General features: G+C 56.6%; 17 protein-coding genes. 12 read left to right on the top strand and 5 right to left on the bottom strand.

Features of this window, described 5'->3' with window-relative positions; translation table 11 throughout:
- Positions 1-39: 39 nt before the first annotated feature.
- Positions 40-1,275 carry an LL-diaminopimelate aminotransferase gene (locus AB1L30_RS18560; RefSeq protein WP_345090596.1) on the top strand — a complete coding sequence of 412 codons (1,236 nt, stop codon included), beginning with the start codon at positions 40-42 and terminating at the stop codon, positions 1,273-1,275.
- A 375-nt stretch (positions 1,276-1,650) separates the two neighbouring features.
- On the opposite strand, the gene AB1L30_RS18555 is transcribed toward AB1L30_RS18560, so the two are convergent.
- Complete coding sequence (locus tag AB1L30_RS18555; RefSeq protein ID WP_367014874.1) at positions 1,651-2,001, bottom strand: hypothetical protein; 351 nt, start codon at positions 1,999-2,001, stop codon at positions 1,651-1,653.
- A gap of 33 nt (positions 2,002-2,034) precedes the next feature.
- On the bottom strand, positions 2,035-2,991 hold the full coding sequence (locus tag AB1L30_RS18550; protein WP_367014873.1) for a DUF1559 domain-containing protein: 957 nt from the start codon (positions 2,989-2,991) through the stop codon (positions 2,035-2,037).
- 267 nt (positions 2,992-3,258) lie between these two features.
- Between AB1L30_RS18550 and AB1L30_RS18545 the strand changes: the two genes are divergently transcribed.
- Together AB1L30_RS18545 and AB1L30_RS18540 are read left to right on the top strand one after the other, a co-directional pair.
- On the top strand, positions 3,259-4,905 hold the full coding sequence (locus AB1L30_RS18545) for an HDOD domain-containing protein (protein WP_367014872.1): 1,647 nt from the start codon (positions 3,259-3,261) through the stop codon (positions 4,903-4,905).
- Positions 4,906-5,127: 222 nt separating this feature from the next.
- On the top strand, positions 5,128-6,207 hold the full coding sequence (locus tag AB1L30_RS18540) for a site-2 protease family protein (protein ID WP_367014871.1): 1,080 nt from the start codon (positions 5,128-5,130) through the stop codon (positions 6,205-6,207).
- Between the two features lie 3 nt (positions 6,208-6,210).
- Here the strand turns inward: AB1L30_RS18540 and AB1L30_RS18535 are convergent, their stop codons facing one another.
- Positions 6,211-7,629: a hypothetical protein gene (locus tag AB1L30_RS18535; protein ID WP_367014870.1), complete on the bottom strand. Its 1,419-nt coding sequence runs from the start codon at positions 7,627-7,629 to the stop codon at positions 6,211-6,213.
- A gap of 101 nt (positions 7,630-7,730) precedes the next feature.
- Complete coding sequence (glgC, locus tag AB1L30_RS18530) at positions 7,731-8,990, bottom strand: glucose-1-phosphate adenylyltransferase (protein WP_367014869.1); 1,260 nt, start codon at positions 8,988-8,990, stop codon at positions 7,731-7,733.
- Between the two features lie 253 nt (positions 8,991-9,243).
- Between glgC and AB1L30_RS18525 the strand changes: the two genes are divergently transcribed.
- Complete coding sequence (locus tag AB1L30_RS18525; protein ID WP_367014868.1) at positions 9,244-9,966, top strand: class I SAM-dependent methyltransferase; 723 nt, start codon at positions 9,244-9,246, stop codon at positions 9,964-9,966.
- Here AB1L30_RS18525 and AB1L30_RS18520 read toward each other — a convergent pair.
- Positions 9,963-11,117, bottom strand: a complete 1,155-nt coding sequence (locus AB1L30_RS18520) for an aldose 1-epimerase family protein (protein ID WP_367014867.1) — start codon at positions 11,115-11,117, stop codon at positions 9,963-9,965. The genes AB1L30_RS18525 and AB1L30_RS18520 overlap by 4 nt on opposite strands.
- A gap of 503 nt (positions 11,118-11,620) precedes the next feature.
- Between AB1L30_RS18520 and AB1L30_RS18515 the strand changes: the two genes are divergently transcribed.
- From AB1L30_RS18515 to AB1L30_RS18480, 8 genes are all read left to right on the top strand, one after another.
- Positions 11,621-12,655, top strand: a complete 1,035-nt coding sequence (locus AB1L30_RS18515; protein ID WP_367014866.1) for a TIM barrel protein — start codon at positions 11,621-11,623, stop codon at positions 12,653-12,655.
- Between the two features lie 75 nt (positions 12,656-12,730).
- A complete protein-coding gene (locus AB1L30_RS18510; RefSeq protein ID WP_345090624.1) occupies positions 12,731-13,870 on the top strand; it encodes a Gfo/Idh/MocA family oxidoreductase in 1,140 nt (379 codons plus the stop codon).
- 174 nt (positions 13,871-14,044) lie between these two features.
- On the top strand, positions 14,045-15,136 hold the full coding sequence (locus AB1L30_RS18505; protein ID WP_367014865.1) for a hypothetical protein: 1,092 nt from the start codon (positions 14,045-14,047) through the stop codon (positions 15,134-15,136).
- Positions 15,137-15,199: 63 nt separating this feature from the next.
- Positions 15,200-15,895, top strand: coding sequence for a hypothetical protein (locus AB1L30_RS18500; protein ID WP_367014864.1), 696 nt, complete (start codon positions 15,200-15,202; stop codon positions 15,893-15,895).
- Positions 15,896-15,941: 46 nt separating this feature from the next.
- The gene (locus tag AB1L30_RS18495) at positions 15,942-16,790 is read left to right on the top strand and encodes a sugar phosphate isomerase/epimerase (protein WP_367014863.1); all 849 of its coding nucleotides are present in this window, start codon (positions 15,942-15,944) and stop codon (positions 16,788-16,790) included.
- A gap of 135 nt (positions 16,791-16,925) precedes the next feature.
- A complete protein-coding gene (locus tag AB1L30_RS18490; protein WP_367014862.1) occupies positions 16,926-17,678 on the top strand; it encodes an SMC-Scp complex subunit ScpB in 753 nt (250 codons plus the stop codon).
- 299 nt (positions 17,679-17,977) lie between these two features.
- Positions 17,978-18,673 (top strand): ribulose-phosphate 3-epimerase, encoded by a 696-nt coding sequence (rpe, locus tag AB1L30_RS18485; RefSeq protein WP_345090639.1) that lies wholly within the window; start codon positions 17,978-17,980, stop codon positions 18,671-18,673.
- Positions 18,674-18,689: 16 nt separating this feature from the next.
- Complete coding sequence (locus tag AB1L30_RS18480; protein ID WP_367014861.1) at positions 18,690-19,277, top strand: histidine phosphatase family protein; 588 nt, start codon at positions 18,690-18,692, stop codon at positions 19,275-19,277.
- Positions 19,278-19,319: the final 42 nt, after the last annotated feature.

Raw genomic sequence — 19,319 nt, 5'->3', positions numbered from 1 at the left:
CCATCCGTTTGAACCTATAGAAACCTCAGAACGAAGACCATGAGCGATCCCTATTTCCAGAAGCTGTTTGCCGAACGTATTGGTGGTGAAAACTACGGTAAGGGAACCGCGATCTACAAGTTCGAGAAGATCAAGCGGGCCAAGCGTAAGGCCCTGGCCGACTACCCTGATCGCAAGCTGATCGACTTCGGTATCGGCGAAAATGACGAGATGGCTCCCGAAGCTGTTCGCAAGGTGATGGCCGACGAGATCAACAAGCCAGAAAACCGTGGCTACGCCGACAATGGCATCGCCGACTTCAAGAACGCCGTCGCTGGCTTCATGAAGCGATTCTTCGGCGTCGAGCTGGATGCCGCGACCGAAGTGAACCACTGCATCGGTTCCAAGACCGCGTTGGCCATGCTGCCAGCTTGCTTCATCAACCCAGGCGACATCTGCCTGATGACGGTGCCTGGTTATCCCGTCGCCGGTACGCACTCGGCCTATTACGGCGGTACCGTCTACAAGTTGCCACTGCTGGCCGAAAACGACTTCTTCCCCGACCTGGACGGCATTCCAGCGGAAGTGAAGGAAAAGGCGAAGCTGCTGGTGATCAACTATCCCAACAGCCCGACTGGCAAGGTCGCGACCAAGGCGTTCTACGAAAAGGTCGTTGCCTTCGCGAAGGAAAACAACCTAGTCGTCGTGCAAGACGCCGCTCACACGGTGCTTACCTTCGAAGGCGAACCACTCAGCTTCCTGAGCGTTCCTGGTGCCAAGGATGTCGGCGTCGAAGTCCACTCGTTGTCGAAGGGTTTCGACATGATTGGCTGGCGTATCGGTTGGGTCTGCGGCAATCCTCTGCTGGTCCAGGCCTTCAGCGACGTCAAAGACAACTGCGACAGCGGTCAGTTCATGGCAATCCAGAAGGCTGCCGCCGCGGCTCTGGGGAACGAAGAAATCCCGAAGCAGACCAAGGCCAAGTATCAGCGCCGGTTGGAAAAGCTGGTGGCCATGCTGAAGCGTTGCGGCTTCCAGTGCGAAATGCCTGGCGGTACCTACTTCTTGTACACGAAGTCGCCAACCGGGATCGAAGGTGGTCCAAGCTTCGCCAACGCCGAAGAAGCTTCGCAGTACCTGATCACCCAGCAGTCGATCTGCACCGTGCCTTGGGACGACGCCGGCTCGTTCCTTCGCTTCTCGGTAACGTACGTCGCCGCGGATGAAGCCGCCGAAGATGCCTTGATGGCCGACACCGAAGAACGACTGAAGCAGATCTCGCTGAAGTTCGACTAACAAGCCGTTACGAAGGCTGCTCGCTCTGAGATCTCAGGGCGAGTAGTCGTACGGCAATCAAAACCGGCCGGGCATTTCTCTCGCCCAACCGGCATCGCAAGGCGTCGTTGCCGGTTGATTGATCCCGCAGCACCAGCCTGCCTTCATTGGCATCTTCTACCAGGAAGGCCGCGTCGCTGTAAGCGATCGAGACCGGAAGATCACCCCGTCTGGAAACCTTCAAGCCCTCTGGCTGCAAGATGCATTCGTTCGTCCATACGACGGAATCTCCCTTCGCGATGGCCTGATAGATCTCGGTTGCCAGATGCCCGCTAAGTCGGCTTAACGCGGCATCGATATCAGGCTGATCTTTGGTCGTCGATGTCCAGTGAAACTTCAGCGGCCGGCTTGCCTTCGTTTTCTGCTCGATGGCCAGGCTGTGATGAGAGTGGGTATAAATTCCATAGCCACCTTCGTGATCGGACGTGTAGGTGAACGCCGCAATGTCGCAACGAGATAGAGCGAATAGATGATCAGCAAGGCGATCCCCAGGTGCAAGGCAATCCGTTGATCGACTTTCAGCGCCGGCTGTGTCCAAAGGTGATAGCCTGCAAACAGAAGCATGCCAAGCGACGCGACCAGTGAAAAGAAAGTAACGACTTCCCAGCCGCCACGTTGTGCTATGGTCTGGCCGATGATCGATTGGTACGTCGTGTTGCCTTTCGGTGCAGAAGAATCGAGAGGCATCTGGCAATTGCCTTTCGCGTGAGGCACTCGAAGTTACTGCGGTAACTCGAAGACCTGGCCGTCTGCTTTGTTTCCCAATAGCTCGAAAAGTTGCTGCTGGATGGTGTAAGGAATGAACCGCACGCTGCCGTCGACCAGCAGCGCGTTCAGACCGCCATCGTGTGAGCTGCCGAAACGCATTTCACCATCGCCGGAACCATGCGTGTCGGCCAGCGGGGCCAGGTCGGTCCGGCGGATCGTTTCGTGCGTCACCATCGAGTTACTTTCCCAGCCCGACGTATAGCCATAGATATCGCCAGACTGACTGCCATTGCCGAGCCGGGCAACATTGATCCGCTTCTCGCCAACCATCAATGTGTTGCTGGTACCGTCGGTGACGTCGGCAAAGTCGTATAGCTTTCGTTTGGGATAGACGCTGCCGGAAGAGGTGTTGCCACAAGTCCCGCTTAAGTTGCGCGCCAAGACACCGGTATCTTCCTGCGTGCCGCCGGCGTAATCGATCTGTGCCAATGGAACCCGATTGAGCTGCGTCCCGTTCTGGCCATCGTAGCTCCAACAGAAGGGGGCGTACGATCCAGGTTCAACGGTCGGCGAGCGACGGCTTGGGCAGAAGTATTGATCGATGGCGGTTCCCATGGCGAACTCGGCCGATTCTTTGTCGGTCCCGCCAGGCTTTCCGGCGTGGACGTTACCTTGCTCCAGGTAGGGCAGAATTTGAAAAGCCCAGCCAGCGGCTTGCTTGTCGAGCATCCCGGGGCGGCCATCTTTAAACGAGACGTAAACCTGCTGGGCATAGCCACCGGTCGGGAAGGCGTTGTAGGTATCGGTATGGTTATGCCAGGCCAGCCCGATCTGCTTGAGCTGATTGACGCACTGCATGCGGCGAGCCGCTTCCCGGGCACGCTGCACCGCCGGTAGAAGCAGCCCAATCAGAATCCCGATGATCGCAATGACCACCAACAGCTCGACCAGGGTGAACCCGGACGGCAACGCGTTTCGCGATCGAGAGGGGCGGAGGGGCATTACAGGGGTACGGCTGTATCAGTAATAGCGATCTTGTTGCGGTAGAAACACATTTGAAGGTACCCCGCAGGGTGGTTTTAGGCAAACGATTTGTGCCTTCCATGGAAGGAATTTACGTCGCTTGGCAAGGTTGGGAAATCTGGGTTCAAAGGGAATTAGTTGACCTATATTTTCAGGATGCAGAATGAATCGAGGCGGATTCTGGATACCGAGACGAGACAAAGGACGAAATCTGTGGCAGGAGTACCTTCAGAAACAACCGGCGATCGAGAGACACTTGATCGCGGGGCGGAGCTGTCGCAAGACCCAAGTCCGGTCGCTCAAATGGTGGCCCGGGCCCAGCAACTCTATTCGTTGCCAACCGTTGCCATGGAAGTCTTGAAGCTGACCGCCAACGAGCATGCGACGGTCGTTCAGATCAAGGAATGCATCCAGCGCGACCCGGCGATGACCGTCAAGATTTTGAAGGTGGTCAACAGTCCGCTGTTCGGTCTTTCCGGCGAAGTCTCGGACCTCAATCAGGCCCTGGCTTTACTAGGCATCAAGCCGCTGAAATTGCTGGTGCTCGGCTTCAGTTTGCCGAAAGAGATGCTGCAAGGGATCGAAGCGGAAGTGCTCGCCCAATATTGGCAGTTCGCGTTGACCAAAGCAGTCGCCGCGCGCGAGATCGCCAACATGCAGGGAAAGAACTACGGCGACGAAGCCTTCATCGCCGGACTGCTTTCCGAGATCGGTGCCCTGGTCATGCTGCAAGACCTGGGGGATGCGTATGCCAACTTCGCCAACAAGGTCCTGCAGGAAGAAGCGGACCTGTCGGAGATGGAATGGGAAACGCTCGGTTTCGATCACAACATTCTCGGCTGTCGGTTGCTGCAAAGCTGGAACCTGCCCGAGGCACTGGTGCAGGTCATTCGCGAAGGGCATCCTTCGTCTGGAATCGAGTTCGGTCGGCTCCGCGGTCAATCGGCCACGCTGCGTCTGGCTCATAACCTGGCAGAAGTGTTGTCGCATCATCGTTTGTACTTGATGCCGAAATTTCTGCAGCAACTTAAAGCGACGATTGACGACGCGGACGAGCAAGTCGAAACCTTGGTGGTCGACATTCAAGACAAACTATATCAATTGGCCAACGTACTTTCGGTCTCGCTTCCCGACGGGATGAATTACTGCGAGATCGTGAGTCAGGCCTATCTGCAGATCACGCAGTTGGCCGAGTCGGTCGCGGCTCCGCTGGCGATTTCGGCGAATCCGAATCGCGACCTGGTAATCCGTGCTCCGGAAGCCCAAAGCCTGATCGATTCGGTGAAACGCCTGACCGATAACGGTGGCATTCCACCAGTGTTGCCGAAGAAGAAAACGAAAGAAGAAGAGGCCGCCGAGGAAGGCCCGACCGAAGCAATATTTGCCGATGCTCGCTTGCTCCGCGAGATTTCAATCGCGATGCAACATAGTCGCAGTCAACGCTGCGAGTTCTCGCTGGCCCTGGTGCAGATCAATCGCTTCGATCATTTTTTGGTGACTGCCGGTATCGACGAAGTGGAAGTGTGGCGTCAGTTGGTGGCGGCGATTGTGGATCGATTGAGCGACGGTCTCGGACGCGTGATGCCATGTGGTGACTCGAGCGTGGCGATCATGCTGGAAGACCACGATCGGCATCAAGCCGTGACGCTGGCCCGACAGGTGATTGACCTGGTGACCAACTGGTCGCAGCGTCGCGAGAGTCATCTCGGGGTCGATCTCACCCTGAGCGGTGGGGTCGCGTGTGCGTGCGTGCCACCGAAGAGTCTTCCGGCGGACGAAATCTTTCAAGCGGCCAAACGCTGTATATTGGCCGCCGCCAAAGGGGGCGGCAACGCAATCAAGAGCATCGAAGTCCTCTAATCACCAAGGATTTACGCCGCTTCCGTTGGGTCGCGGCGAGTTGATCCCGCAGTTTTTTGACGGTGCTTATCGAGACGGAACATGTGCCAGGCTGCAGTTACCTTTACCATTCGAGTCGACCGTTATAGGCTTTAGGGACTGACCACTCCAGCCTGGCCACTCGCTTGTCCGGCCTCCGCCACGTCGCGGACTCGTGTTACCTTTGCCGAAATGAACGAATCGATGGAATCTCGTGCCGACGAGCAAACGTCTTCGCCCGAAACGTCCTTGCAGGAAGGACGGCAGACGTCATGGGATTCGGATTCGGTCGAATTCTCTTCCGAAGCGACCCGCATGATCCAGCAGCAAACGCGAAAACGTCGCGTGCGATTGCCGATCATCTTGTTCATCGCCACCTGTCTTTCCTGCTTCTTCGCCGGCATGACCCACTGGGAGCCCGGCGAAGCGGCGATCAATCTTATGGCCTGGTCGAACCCTCAATCTCTGGGCATTCCGCGTGAGTACGATCTCTATCTCTCGAATCCCGCAGCCGAGCTTCGCCGCGATCTGTTGAACTACGCGTCCGCGTGGCGAATCGGTTTTATTTACATGGCCGCGATGTTAGGGATTTTGTTCGCCCACGAAATGGGGCACTTCTTGATGGCGGTACGTTACCGCGTGCATGCCAGTCTGCCCTACTTCATTCCCGTACCGATCTCGCCGATCGGAACCTTCGGGGCGGTGATCGGGATGGATGGGATGCGGGCCAATCGAAAGCAATTGTTCGATATCGGTCTCGCAGGCCCACTGGCCGGACTGGTCGTTGCCGTGCCGATCCTGTGGTATGGCATTACTCAAATGGATTTGACGACACCGGGCGAAGGTTCGTTCAAGCTCGATCTGCCACTCGCCATGCAATGGATGATGCAGTGGCTGCAGGTCCCTGGTTACAAGTCGGGGCTCTATATCTACCAGAGCCAACTGAACCCCTACTTCATGGCGGGCTGGGTTGGCTTGCTGGTGACCGGGCTGAACATGATTCCGGTCAGCCAGCTAGATGGCGGCCATGTGACCTATACGCTGTTCGGCAAGAAGGCTCACTTGATTGCCCGAGCTTTCCTGGCGTTCGCCGTGATTTTCATCATCACTATGGGGGCGTACAACTGGCTGCTGATGCTGTTTCTGGTGATCTTGATGCGGCCAGACCATCCGCCGACCAGCGACGACAGTGTGCCGATTGGCGCTTTTCGTTATGTGCTGGGAACGCTCTCGCTGAGCATTCCGATCCTATGCTTTCCACCGATGGCCTTTGTCACGACGTAAGACTTAGCCCGCCAATCGCTGGAGCACTTCAGTCGTGATTGGGCGCTTGGCATCCCAGAAGATCCAGGCGGAAAGAAATTCTTGCACTTCGTCGCTATGCAGGCGTGCCGCGGCGGCCTTCGCCTCTTTTCGCGAAGTAAACGAGAGGAAGTAGGTCGTGTCGTCGAGCATGACCGGGCGGCCATCCTGCGGGCCAATCACGCGGAACCGAAGATCTTTGTGCAAAGCCGAGATCGCGACCTTCCACGGCGCGAACGAATACTCGCCGATTCCAAAGATCGAAAATGGTGGCCGGCCGCGATAGATCGAACTTTTGCGCGCCGCCAGGCGTTCGGAATGCTTCTGCAGGTAAGCCCATGTTCGTGGAGCGATGGTGGCGATCTTTAACGTGTCTTCGCCAGTATGCGTTTGGGGAACCAGCACAAACTGCTCGGTGCTCTTGGTTTCGCCCCGATGGATCGCGCCGGCAGGCATCAAGGGGAAGAGGAAGTCGTCTTCCAGTTCGACTGCTTCGCCAAGGCCGTTGACCAGCGTCCAACCTTCGCGGCGCAGTTGCATCACGTCGCGGCAGTCGTGCTTCAGTCCGCTACGCCAACGCCGGGTCGGTTCGTTTGCCAATAGTTCGCGATGACGTTCGAAGGCTTCCCGGTCGGCCAGTAAGCTTCCCTCGTAATAGCCCAGGATCGACGCCGGCCGGGGATCTTCGAGTTCGTGGAAGATGGCACACTGACGCGACGCAGCACCTGGTTGAACGTGGCAAATGAACAGGCACGCATCGACCGCGGCTTGAAAGTGGCGGCGCGAATCGATGCAGCGGATCGAGCAGTCTTCCAGTGGAAGTCCCTGTTTCCAGGCATGCTGAAGCACCTTCCGGGCGACCGCCGTCTTGCAGAGCATGGCCAGCACGCCTCCCTGCTCGGGCATCGATTCCAGCAGGTGCGTGATCATCCACTGTGAGATATCGAAGTTCGCTTTTCCGGTCTTCGCTGCGATGCCCCGCTCGTTCTGAAAGTTCGATTTGGCCGGTAGGTTCGCGCTGTCGAGGGTTCCGAGCTGCGAGTTGGTGACCCATGGCGGATTGCCAAGCACAAGGAGCGGGCCTGGTTGTTGCTCGAGTGTCGTTTGCCAGTCCTGCTGAAAAAAGTCGGCCTGGGCGATGTCGATCGACATGTCGCAGGCTTCAAGTCGCGAGCGAGCCGTGTCGACGTAGGTGTCGTTCCACTCACGCCCCACCAACTGCTTCACCTGAGGAAACGTGTCGGCGGCTGCCTTCAAGAAAAAGCCTTCACCACAAGTCGGTTCCACAATGGAAGCAGGCATGATCCCTTCCTGACGCAGTAAGCGACAGGCGGCGTCGGCAAGTTCCGGGGGCGTTTGAAAATCGCCAAACTCAGTCTTTTGGCGACTCTTGGCACGAATCATGGCTCGGCAACAATCTGGAAACATCGTGGTTGGAATTTCACGTCAGTTTAGAACTTTCGCGAAATTCGAACCACGTCAGTTTTCCTAAGTTACCGTTAGGCCTACGCGACGCGTGGCTTGCCGCTGGTCATCTGCGGCTCGATCAGGTCTTCTTTGGCGATCACCACAAGGCCGGAAGGTGTCACGGTGAAGCCTCGTTTGCGGTCGAGTTCCAGGTCGAAACCGATTTGCGTATCAGCAGGAATCGAGACCCCTTTGTCGATGATCGCTCGGTTGATCTGGCAATGTCGCCCGACCGTGACTCCCTCGAACAAGATCGAGTCATGCACCGACGAGAAGCTATTCACACGGACGCGTGGGCCGATGATGCTGCGTTCGACTTCGCCGCCAGAAATGATCGAGCCACCACAAACGACGCTGTCCATGGCATACCCGCGACGATCCGATACGCTTTCACTGCCAAAGACAAACTTCGGTGGCGGGACATTCGGCTGGTAGGTTCGCAGCGGCCAGGCCTCGTCGTAGATGTTGAGCAGAGGATCGACCGAAACGAGATCCATGTTCGCTTCGTAATAGGCATCCAGCGTACCTACGTCTCGCCAGTAAGCATCCCGCTTGCGATTCTCGTCCCGGAAGGGGAACGCATAGACGCGATGCGTGTCGATGATCGACGGAATGATGTTTCGGCCGAAGTCATGGGCGCTGGTCCGATTGGTTGCGTCTTTGCAAAGCTGCTCGAAGAGGAACTTGGCGTTGAAGACGTAGATACCCATCGAAGCGAGGCAGTGCTCGTTGTCGCCAGGGATGGTCTTCGGATTGGCCGGTTTCTCGTCGAAACCAAGGATCCGCTGCTCGCGGTCGATCTGCATCACGCCAAACGAACGTGCTTCTTCGACCGTGGTCTTTAGTGCTCCAATCGTCAGATCGGCTCCGTTTTCGATGTGGAAGTCGAGCATCGAGGCATAGTTCATCTTATAGATGTGATCGCCAGCCAGGACGACGACATACTCAGGACGATGCTTCTCGATCGCGTAGATGTTTTGATAAACCGCATCCGCTGTGCCTTGATACCACTGCTCGTCGATACGTTGTTGTGGTGGCACGACATCGATGCATTCGCCCAGTTCACGGCAAAAGAATCGCTGCCAGCCGACATTGATATGTCGGTCGAGGCTTTGAGCCTTGTATTGGGTCAGCAGTTGGATGTTGCGAAATCCACTATTGAGACAGTTCGAGAGGGCGAAGTCGATGATGCGATAGACGCCGCCAAAGGGGACCGCCGGCTTGGCCCGGTCACGTGTTAACGGTTCCAGACGTGAACCCTTGCCGCCAGCAAGGATCACGGTGAGTACGTTCTCCATCCGATGCGTACCTCAGCTATGATTGGGTGTGGGAAGAGGCTGGGAAGCTGGGGGCGGGCCTCCGGGGTGACTGTCGCATTTTATCGGCTTTGCGCAATCGTCAAAAGAAAAAAAGAACAAGCATCGCTAGCGGAATTGCGCGGATGCGAAACTTATCATGCCGAAGGTAGCGATTAGTTCGTCCGCGAACCGAACCCGTAATCAGGTTGTCTGATGAAACGAGACAATCCCATTGATCTTTGTAGGAGACTTCATGAGTTCAGCGAACAAGTCGACCGTCGAAGAAATTCGAGCCCGGTTCGACAACGATGTGGAGCGTTTTTCGAATCTCGAAACAGGGCAATCGGCCACCATGGATGCCCCGGTGGTGCTAGAGCTGATTACACGTGTCGCCGCGGCGCAGTGCCCCGACGCCACCGGCGTGCTCGACATCGGCTGCGGAGCGGGCAACTACACGCTGAAACTACTGGAACGTCTTCCCAATCTCGATTGCACTTTGATCGATCTCAGCCAGCCGATGCTCGATCGCGCCCGGCAGCGTTTAGAAGCCAGTTCCGCCGACAACGTAACGACCCTTTGCGGCGATGTTCGCGACCTTGAGCTGCCCAAGGAAGCGTTTGATGTCGCAATGGCCGCCGCCGTGCTGCATCACCTTCGCGACGATGCCGACTGGAAGCAGGTCTTCACCAAGGTCTTTCAATCGCTGAAACCAGGCGGAATCTTTCTGGTCAGTGATCTGGTCGCTCAGGATGTGACGGCGGCCACCCAGGTGCAGTGGGAACGTTACGGCGAGTACCTCCGCAGCTTGAAGGATGACGCCTATCGTCAAACCGTGTTCGACTATATCGAAAAAGAGGACACCCCTCGGAGTGTCCTCTATCAAGTCGATCTCTGCCGCGAAGTTGGCTTTCAGCAAGCAGAAGTACTGCATCTGAATGCCTGCTTCGGTTCATTTGCAGCGGTGAAGGCGCGTTAGCTGCACCAGTTGGCTTGGGGCGAGGTATGAACTTTCGCCTCGGTCCCCTTCGTCAGACCGGCGATCTTCTCTTCGATCGCCGCGACACTGACAGCATCGGGATGGAATTGCAGTCCCAGGTCGATCTCATAGGTCTGACCTGGGGCAAGCTGCAGAACGCGACCATGCGTCTCCTCAAACGAACGTGGGTTCGGGAAGTTAGTCGCTGGTTCCAGGCCGGTGACGTAGCCATCGGCTTCGGCGGCCGTGTTCTTCCAGACGATGAAGTAGGGCAGCTGCTGAATATTGAAATGAACCGAGACGCCTTGGTCGCCGGCGGCATTCTTCAATAAGGCACATGTCTGGCCCGCTTCGTCCGCGGCAAGTTGGAAGAAGAAGACCTGTTCCTGATAGCCAGTCGTCGGTGCGTCGTAGGTCGACCAGTTCTCGATCCCAGCGGCCGCGACATCGGTGCGGGGGCAGATTTCGGTCGCAGGGCAAACGACCGAGGCACCTTCGCCCAGGATCGGAGCGCCCATGTTGATGTGGTATAGCATCTGAGCGGTGCTTGGCTGAGCCGAACGATTCACGATCTGATCGCGAATGCGGAAACCGTTCTCGCCTGCCTTCGTGCGGATCTCGGTCTTGAGGGCGACGTTGTAGCAAAGAAAGCGTGACTCACGGACTTCGCCTGTGATGCACATCTCGCCTGCGTCGGAAACTTCGACGACGACATCTTCGGTCGGCTGATTTGCGATACGACCATGCAGGCCATACTTCAAACGACCAGACTCGGCATCGAACTCTGGGGCACCGTTGCTTTCCAGACCGCAGCGCACGATCAGCTCGTCCATGCCATCGAGCCAACCGAGCCCGCTCGGATCGGAAAGAGGAACAAACTGCGGATGGACCGGACCTTCAATCGGCGAGTTCCAACCGATGCGGGTGTCGCCATACTTGGCCTGATGGACCCCCATGCCGCGCGTTGGGATGGTGGTGAACGAGAAGTCGCCGTTCTGCACTGTCAGCAGTTCCACGCCATCACGTCGCCCGCCGAACATCCGCGTGTGGGTGACACTCAAGCCATGCTCTTTGGCAGTCTTCAAGAACTGCGCTGGCTGCTGAAATGGGGACTCGACATCGTATTCGCTCAGGATCCAGCGATTGCTCATCAGGGGCATTTCCGTATTAGGCGTTTCTGGACAGGATTTAGGCGCTAACGGACAAGAGTCCGCTAACATACGGTTGCTAGGTGTGAAATTCCAGCACAGAAGGGGTGAAAACGAAAGGCATTTACTTGTCAGGGCAACAAAAATTGTTAAAACAAGCGCTTTCCCTTGACCGTCTTGGGACTGCCTTGCGAGGCAGTAACTCGGCAGTCTGGTGCCCGCTGGGGCACCGTCCACCGCATTATGCTACCACACCGAAGTGACGAACCGAGATGATCGAGATCATCGTCCAACGGGATGGCATCGCCGAAGTCGTGGATGGTGATTCAAACGCCAGCGACCCCCGCAACTATTTATTCCTTCCGCTTCGTCGCTTCGTGCTCTGATCGCAATCTTCGATTGCCCAGGACAGCTTGGACTTCGAGCGAGACCACCACGCTGGCCGCTGCTTTTGATTCCGCAGTGGCATCTACTTATCCGCCATTCATCTCCCTTGGAGCCTCTTCATGAGCGAACATCCCAATGCAGCCCCCAAACTTCACAACGCCATGTGGCCTGGCCTGGTTGGTAAAGAGGAAGGCACCGACCATCCACCGATCAGCCTGGAACGGATGCTGGAGCTGACGGCGAATGCGGAAGTCGACGGAATCAAGTTCGACGGGATCGATTACTTTCTGTTTCACCCACACACTGATCCCGATGCTTCCGACGACGAATTGAAGCGGATTGCTGACCTGGTGGCCTCGAAGAATCTGGCGATCGGTTCGCTGGTGGCTCCGGTTTGGCCAGGCACCGTCGGTGGCCCTGCGATGGGGACCGACGAAGAACGAGCCAACTTCGTGCTGGCTGTGAAGAAAGCTTGCCGCATCGCGAAGATCTTCAACGAGCATGGCGTTCGTCAGTATGGCGTCATCCGAATTGACTCGGCCAGCGGTGTCGAGCCTTGGTCAGCCGATCCCGCCGGCAACACCAAGCTGATTGCCGAAACGTTCCAAGAAGCGGGCAAAGTCGCTGCCGATCATGGCGAACGCCTGGCGGCGGAAGGCGAAATCTGCTGGGGCGGCATGCACTCGTGGAAGGACATGCTGAATCTGCTCGAAGCGGTCGGCATGCCAGAAACGGTTGGCTTCCAGGCCGACCTGGCACACACCTACTTGTACCTGATGGGTTACAACGCTCCGGAACATGCCTTGCTGAAGGATGGCTATTCGGATGAACAATTCTGGGCGGCTTATGCTGAAATGACCGGAGCCCTGAAGAAGTGGACGATCGACTTCCATGTTGCCCAGAACGATGGTTCGGTGCATGGAACTGGCTCGCACGATAAGACCGGACGTCACTGCCCAGCCGACGATCCAAACGGCAAGCTCGACATCGTGAAGTGTAGCAAGTACTGGCTCGACGGAGCCCAGGATCGGGGCATCAAGCATATCTGCTGGGACGGTTGCATGTTCCCCAACGAGATGCTGGAGACGCAGGAAACGTGGAACACGATCCTCGACGTGATGATCAAAGTCCGCGACCAGTGCGGTTGGAACTAGTCCACCTTCGAACCCATCCCCTATCACCACCAACGCGGCATCGGGCCGCGTTTTCACTCTGGGAGACAATACATCATGGCAAAGAAACCTCTGCGCATTGGTTTGGTTGGATATGGCTTCATGGGCCGCACGCATACGAACGGCTATAAGCGTGTGCCGGACTTCTTTCCGGAACTCGAATACCAACCGGTCCTGAAAGCCGTTTGTGGTCGTAGCGAAGAAAAGACCAAGGCCTTCGCCGAGCAGTGGGGCTACGAGTCGTACGAAACCGACTGGGAAAAGATGATCGCTCGCGACGATATCGACGCCATCGATATCTGCACGCCGAACGATACGCACGCGCCGATCTCGATCGCGGCTGCCAAGGCCGGCAAAATGGTCCTCTGTGAAAAGCCCATCGGTCGCACGGCCGCCGAAGGCGAAGAGATGGTCAAAGCGGTCGAAGAAGCAGGCGTTGCCAACACCATCTGGTACAACTATCGCCGTCTGCCGGCGGTGACTCTGGCGAAGAAGATCATCGACAGCGGCAAGCTGGGACGCATCTTCCATTACCGTGCGAACTTCTTGCAAGACTGGACCATCAGTGCCGATCTGCCACAAGGTGGTGCTGGTCTGTGGCGTCTGGATGCGGCGGCGGCCGGTAGCGGCGTGACCGGTGACTTGCTGGCTCACTGCATCGATACGGCCCTGTGGCTGAACGGTTCGATCAAAGACGTCAATGCGATGACCGAGACGTTCATCAAAGAACGTACGCACACCGCGACCGGCGAAAAGCAGGCCGTCACGATCGACGACGCTTGTACCTTCTTCTGCCACTTCGAGAACGGTTCGCTCGGCTTGTTCGAATCGACGCGTTACGCTCGTGGTCACAAGGCGCTGTACACCTTCGAGATCAATGGAGAAAACGCCTCGATTCGCTGGGACCTGCACGACTTGAACAAGCTGGAATACTTCGATCACAACGACGTGGGCGAAGTACGTGGCTGGCGAACGATTCATATCACCGATGGCGATCATCCGTACATGGATCATTGGTGGGTGCCAGGGCTCTGCATCGGTTACGAACACAGCTTCGTGCACCAGGTGGCGGACTTCCTGAAGTCGATCGAAGAAGGCAAGCCGTGCGAACCAACGTTCCGCAGCGCCCTCGAGACCGCCAAAGTCTGCGACGCCGTTCTGTCTAGTGCCGCCGAAAAGTGCTGGAAAGACGTCTAAGTCTCGACTGCCATCGTTCCGCAATGAGATTGTTTGCATGGCCCCTGTTCGAGTGGTGTAACGAGCGGGGCCAAGGGGGAGCGAATCGCGTCGGCGAGAGGCCTCCTGGTGAGCACCCTTGCTTTGCCTTTCGGTAGGCAAGCCGGTCAGAATCTCACACTCAGGGAACGATCCATGATTTCCGTTCAGATCTTGCGCGGTTGGTGGGCAGTTGGCTGTTGGACTGCAATTCTCTTTCTTTGTCCCAGTCTTGCGTCGGCGCAGCTACTCGCGCCGGCTGAGGCATGGCTACGACCGGATGAAGTCGAGTTCTTTCAGGCCCTCGGGGTCGACGCGACTGTCGCCGGAAGGCCACTGCAACGTTCGGCCAAAGTCGAATCGTTTGGCGAGATCGCGGAACGATCCGAGCCGCCACTGAAAGAGCATGTGCAAGGGATCGCAGATGCTTATCAGAAGATGACGGTAACACCGGAGGAGATGCAGCAGTACGAATCGCTTATGAAAGACGTTCAAGAGGCGTCGAAAGCAGCTGTCGGCACCGCGGTGTTGAATGCCGTTTTGGGTGGCAATGATTTGGATGGAGCTGTCGAAGCAACCAATCAAATGATGAACACTCGCAATCGGGCCGTTCAAGAAGTCTGGAATCTCCAGACGAAATGGCAAACCCGAGGTCTCGCTGCGCGACAAGAGGCTGATCAGCACTTGGCTGCAATCCTCGGAAATTTAGAAACCCGTGCCGGCGAGAAACGGGACGCCGAAGAACTGCCCCTGAAGCTGATCTCTACCAAGGGGATGATTCAGCTGAGCGGAACGATTCCTGAAACGGCCGCGGATTTCGATTCTCCGGTGGTGCAGGTAACAATGCACAAGAAGCAATCGGGTGGGCAACTCCTCGGGGCGACATTAACCGGCAATGCGATTGTGCGTGGGCTAGGCGTGACCGGTATGGACGCTCAGTCGCAAACCGAAGCAGCGATGCTGGCGAGTGCTACGGAGGAATCGGCCAAGCTTCCTTACGTGACGACGTTTGTCTTGGATACCGCGTCCGCTGGCGACTCGCTGCGGGTGAACTTGCTCGTCCCGACGATCGTTGCGTCGCAGTTGGAAAAGATCGAAGTGAAAGCATGGACTCCCGGTGGCGTCGTGCATATCGAAGAGGTACCGGGGCTCGACAATTGTGAAAAAGCCGCAGAAGCTGAGGCCAAGCGTCAACAGAAAGAAGAGCAGCTCAGGCAAATGCGATCTCAGCGGGCGCGACGTCGTTAGTCGCGAGAACTTAGGGCTTGCCGAGGTCCTGAATTACAGGAAACACCGAGGGAAAGGGTGCCGATGGCCCCTTTCCCTTTTTCGTTGGTTGGCAATGATGAAGGCATGAACTACTTAGCCCACGGTCGCAGATTTTTGGACGAGCCTTATTTTCTGGCTGGCACGGCAGTGCCAGATTGGTTGAACGTGGTCGATCGCAAATGTCGGGCACGTTCCAAGAAAGCGATTCCATATTGTGAATCGGAAGATCCCTGCGAAGCCCTTATTGCGGCTGGTATCGTGCAGCATCATGCGGACGATGACTGGTTTCATCGAACCGAAGAATTTAACCGGCTGCAGTGGGATTTCACGAAGCGGATTCGCGATTTTCTGGGCAAAGACAGTGGCATGCGTCCCAGTTTTCTGGGACACATCCTGGTCGAGTTGCTCCTCGATTCGGTCCTGATTGAAGACGATCCGGCCGAGCTAAATGCCTACTATGCTGCGATGAATGAGGTTGACGGCATGCTCGTGCAGCAAACCGTCGAGCGGATTGCCGGGCGTCCCGCGGACCGACTCGACTGGTTCATCGGGCGGTTTGTGGAGGTCCGTTTTCTCGAGGATTATCCCGACGACGAAAAACTTCTCTACCGGTTGAATCAGGTGATGCAACGAGTCAAACTACCAGCGTTGCCTGACACGTTTACTACCCTTCTGCCAGAGCTAAGGCAGGACGTTCGGACATCGTCGGCTCAATTGCTGCCGGCACACTCCAGCTAGAATCCCATCTGTTCTCTCTCGAAACCAACTCCAGGAGACCCCGTCGATGAAATTTGGCATGAACTTGTTGCTTTGGTCCGGCGATCCCGATGACAGCTTGCTGCCGGTGATCGAAGAATTGAAGAACATGGGTTACGACGGGGTCGAAGTTCCACTGTTCAACTTGGACGTCGACAAGTGGGCCAAGTATGGCGAGAAGATCAAGGCGCTGGATCTGAAGTGTACCGCCGTTACGGTTCGTAACCTGGAAGACAACCCGATCAGCGCCGACGCTGCCGTGCGTGCCAAAGGTGTCGAACTGAACAAGAAGACGCTCGACTGCTGTGCTGCCCTGGGGGCGGAAACGTTGGTTGGTCCATATCACTCGGCCATCGGGCACTTCAGTGGTGCCGGCCCGACTGCAGACGAATGGAAGTGGGGCGTCGATTCGATGCGTCAAGTTGCCGAATACGCCGGCGACGTGAAGGTCATGCTCGGCGTCGAAGCGCTCAACCGCTTTGAATGTTACCTGTTGAACGTGCATAAAGACTCGGCCCGGTTCGTGCGTGAAGTCGATCACCCCAACTGCAAGATGATGTACGACACCTTCCACTCGAACATCGAAGAAGGGGACATCGCCCAGGCCATTCGCGATTGCTCGGACGTGCTGCACCACGTGCACATCTCTGAAAACAATCGTGCCACGCCAGGCACCGGGCATGTCGATTTCGATACCAACTTCGACACGTTGAAAGAAGTGGGCTACGACGGCTGGATGGTGGTCGAAGCATTTGGTCTCGCTTTGCCGGAAATTGCCGCCGCGACCAAGATCTGGCGCAAGATGTTCGATACCGAACTGCAACTGGCGAAGGATGGTTTGGAACTGATGAAGCGCGAAGTCGCCAAACGCTGGTAAGCGATTGGCCTGAATTTCAGGCGATAAGTCGTACATCGAAGGCCGCTCGCTCATTGGGCGGCCTTTTTGCTGCGCGGTAAGGGAAACAGCGACTTCGCCTTGAGCTTTGGGGGGCGGCATCGCTATAGTTCCGATATGACCGACGACGAGGACCAATTCGATCTCGCAGCGATGTTCGCGGAAGATGCCGACGATGGCGGGCTTTCGTTGGATGCGTTATCGGCCACCTATGCCGAAGCCCTCGGCAACCGCCCTGCTCCGTTTCAGGAGGAAAAAGAGGCGGAAGCGGAAGAGCCGCACGAAGACGAATCGACCGCCGAAGCCCTTTCTCGCCTGGCTGATGAAGCCGAAGCGGACGATCCGTGCGAACTTTCGCCGACGACGATTCTGGAAGCGATCTTGTTTGTCGGGAATCCGGCAAACGATAAGCTGACCGCCGAAAAAGCAGCATCGGTGATGCGTGGTGTGAAGCCAGACGAGATCGACGACCTGGTCGATCAGCTCAATCGAAAGTATCTGGCCGAAGGGTGCCCTTACGAAATCACGTCGGTTGGTGGCACGTATCGAATGGCTCTGCGAGACGAGTTCCGCCCGCTGCGCGAGAAGTTCTATGGCAAGGTTCGCGAAGCCAAGCTGTCGCAGCCGGCAATCGATGTGCTGACGCTCGTTGCCTACAACCAAGGGGCGACACGCGAAGAAGTTGACGACATGCGGTCCAAGCCGAGCGGCCCAATTTTGAACCAACTCGTTCGTCGCCGTTTGCTCCGCGTGCAGCCAGATCCTGAAGACAAACGAACCAAACGCTACACGACGACCGAACGTTTTCTGCAACTGTTCGGCCTGACGACAATCGACGATTTACCCCAGCCACAGTCGTGGGACGACTAGCCAGCCGTGGTTGGTCCCGATCAGTCGTGGATCGCGCTAACTACCAATTTTAAGGGTTATGAGGTGTCCTACGGTAAAATGCACTGCGTCTAAGTGATGGCCTGGAAGCAGGTTACCTCGATCTTAAACGTTAGCAGCTGACGAGCCCGATTCCGCGTGATACAATGCGACCCAATCGAATTTGAGGGGCTCTTGGTGCCCCTAAATCCACTTCTGCAGACTCTAGTGTTGGCTGCCTTGGCTCAAGCGATGTCGCTTGCTGCCGCCGAAGTGTTCATCCCCCCGACTCAAGGTCTGGCATGTCCCGTCGTTCGCATCTTGCACGACTTCGCCAACAAGCCCCAGTCATCTTGCCATCAGTGCTGTCGTCTGACTTTAGCGATATGCGCGGTGAGGTAGAGAAGCTGGAAGCCGCTGGCGTGCAAGCACTTCATTTGGACGTGATGGATGGAAATTTCGTCCCCAATTTGACTTACGGAATGCCCATTGTCGCTGCGTTTCGCAAGTTGACAGAACTTCCGCTCGATGTCCATTTGATGATCGAGAATCCGGAACGATATATCCGACAGTTCTACGAGGCGGGCGCGGATATTATTACGATTCATGAGGAGGCTGCTGGCAGCGATACCGGCAAGATTCTCGAAGAGATCAAAAGCCTGGGATGTGGTGCTGGCGTGACCATCAACCCCGATATCCCGGTCGAGAGAGTTCTGCCTTTCGTTGACAAGGCAGACTTGATACTAATCATGAGTGTTAACGCAGGGTTCGGCGGGCAGGCGTTTAACCCTGTGGCCTTAGAGAAGCTTAAAACCTTGCGAGAAGTGGCCCCACCGGAACTCCTGTTGGAGGTAGATGGCGGCGTGAACCTGGAAACCGTTCAGGCTTGTACCGAAGCAGGGGCCGATCTTCTAGTAATAGGATCAGCGATTTTCAATCAATCGGATTACGGTGCTGCGATCGACGAGCTCTATCGCACTGCCCAAGTTTCGAACTAATTGAGAACAGCTTGCCATGTTGCGTATAGTGCTTGTTCGTCCTGGCCAAACTGAATACGATTTCCAAGGTCGTATTCGTAGTCGTTTGGCGGTTCCTTTGACCGAAGAAGGAACCCGTCAGGCTTCGGAGATGGTAGAGCAGCTCCAAGCCATTCAAATCGAAGCAATCTATTGTGGGCCCTGTCAGGCCTGCATGCAGACGGCGGAAGCGTTTGCCAAGACGCTGGGTAAGAAAGTACGCCAGATGGACTCTCTGGCGAATCTGAATGCCGGTCTCTGGCAGGGAAAGCTGATCACCGAGGTCAAGCAAAACCAGCCGACGGTCTATCGACTGTGGCAGGAAAACCCAGAGGCGGTCTGTCCCCCCCAAGGGGAGACTTTGGGCGAGGTGCGCTTGCGTGTCCAGAACGCCTTAGACAAGATATGGAAAAAGCATCAAAAAGGGGACGGCACCGTGATCGTCGTTGCCCCAGAACCTCTGGCATCCATCATTCGCAGCGAGATCCTGCAAACCGACTTCGGTGATTTGTGGCAGGCCGAACGTCGATGTGGATGGTGGGAATTGATCCAGTATGAAAAAAACGCAGTCGTCTCCAAAGTCTAAGCAGGGCAAGAACGCAGCGAAGACCGAGGAAGCAACCTCTCC

Source organism: Bremerella sp. JC817, from assembly GCF_040718835.1.
Lineage (GTDB): Bacteria > Planctomycetota > Planctomycetia > Pirellulales > Pirellulaceae > Bremerella.
This window is presented reverse-complemented; position numbering and strand designations above follow the sequence as displayed.

What these genes read in the sequence shown, in the direction of transcription:
- rpe (WP_345090639.1), top strand. Translation starts at nt 17,978, where the DNA reads ATGTCCCGTCGTTCGCATCTTGCACGACTTCGCCAACAAGCCCCAGTC.
- glgC (WP_367014869.1), bottom strand. Translation starts at nt 8,990, where the DNA reads ATGGAGAACGTACTCACCGTGATCCTTGCTGGCGGCAAGGGTTCACGT.
- AB1L30_RS18495 (WP_367014863.1), top strand. Translation starts at nt 15,942, where the DNA reads ATGAAATTTGGCATGAACTTGTTGCTTTGGTCCGGCGATCCCGATGAC.
- AB1L30_RS18505 (WP_367014865.1), top strand. Translation starts at nt 14,045, where the DNA reads ATGATTTCCGTTCAGATCTTGCGCGGTTGGTGGGCAGTTGGCTGTTGG.
- AB1L30_RS18525 (WP_367014868.1), top strand. Translation starts at nt 9,244, where the DNA reads ATGAGTTCAGCGAACAAGTCGACCGTCGAAGAAATTCGAGCCCGGTTC.
- AB1L30_RS18540 (WP_367014871.1), top strand. Translation starts at nt 5,128, where the DNA reads ATGGAATCTCGTGCCGACGAGCAAACGTCTTCGCCCGAAACGTCCTTG.
- AB1L30_RS18535 (WP_367014870.1), bottom strand. Translation starts at nt 7,629, where the DNA reads ATGATTCGTGCCAAGAGTCGCCAAAAGACTGAGTTTGGCGATTTTCAA.
- AB1L30_RS18500 (WP_367014864.1), top strand. Translation starts at nt 15,200, where the DNA reads ATGGCCCCTTTCCCTTTTTCGTTGGTTGGCAATGATGAAGGCATGAAC.
- AB1L30_RS18515 (WP_367014866.1), top strand. Translation starts at nt 11,621, where the DNA reads ATGAGCGAACATCCCAATGCAGCCCCCAAACTTCACAACGCCATGTGG.
- AB1L30_RS18490 (WP_367014862.1), top strand. Translation starts at nt 16,926, where the DNA reads ATGACCGACGACGAGGACCAATTCGATCTCGCAGCGATGTTCGCGGAA.
- AB1L30_RS18480 (WP_367014861.1), top strand. Translation starts at nt 18,690, where the DNA reads ATGTTGCGTATAGTGCTTGTTCGTCCTGGCCAAACTGAATACGATTTC.
- AB1L30_RS18555 (WP_367014874.1), bottom strand. Translation starts at nt 2,001, where the DNA reads ATGCCTCTCGATTCTTCTGCACCGAAAGGCAACACGACGTACCAATCG.
- AB1L30_RS18560 (WP_345090596.1), top strand. Translation starts at nt 40, where the DNA reads ATGAGCGATCCCTATTTCCAGAAGCTGTTTGCCGAACGTATTGGTGGT.
- AB1L30_RS18510 (WP_345090624.1), top strand. Translation starts at nt 12,731, where the DNA reads ATGGCAAAGAAACCTCTGCGCATTGGTTTGGTTGGATATGGCTTCATG.
- AB1L30_RS18520 (WP_367014867.1), bottom strand. Translation starts at nt 11,117, where the DNA reads ATGAGCAATCGCTGGATCCTGAGCGAATACGATGTCGAGTCCCCATTT.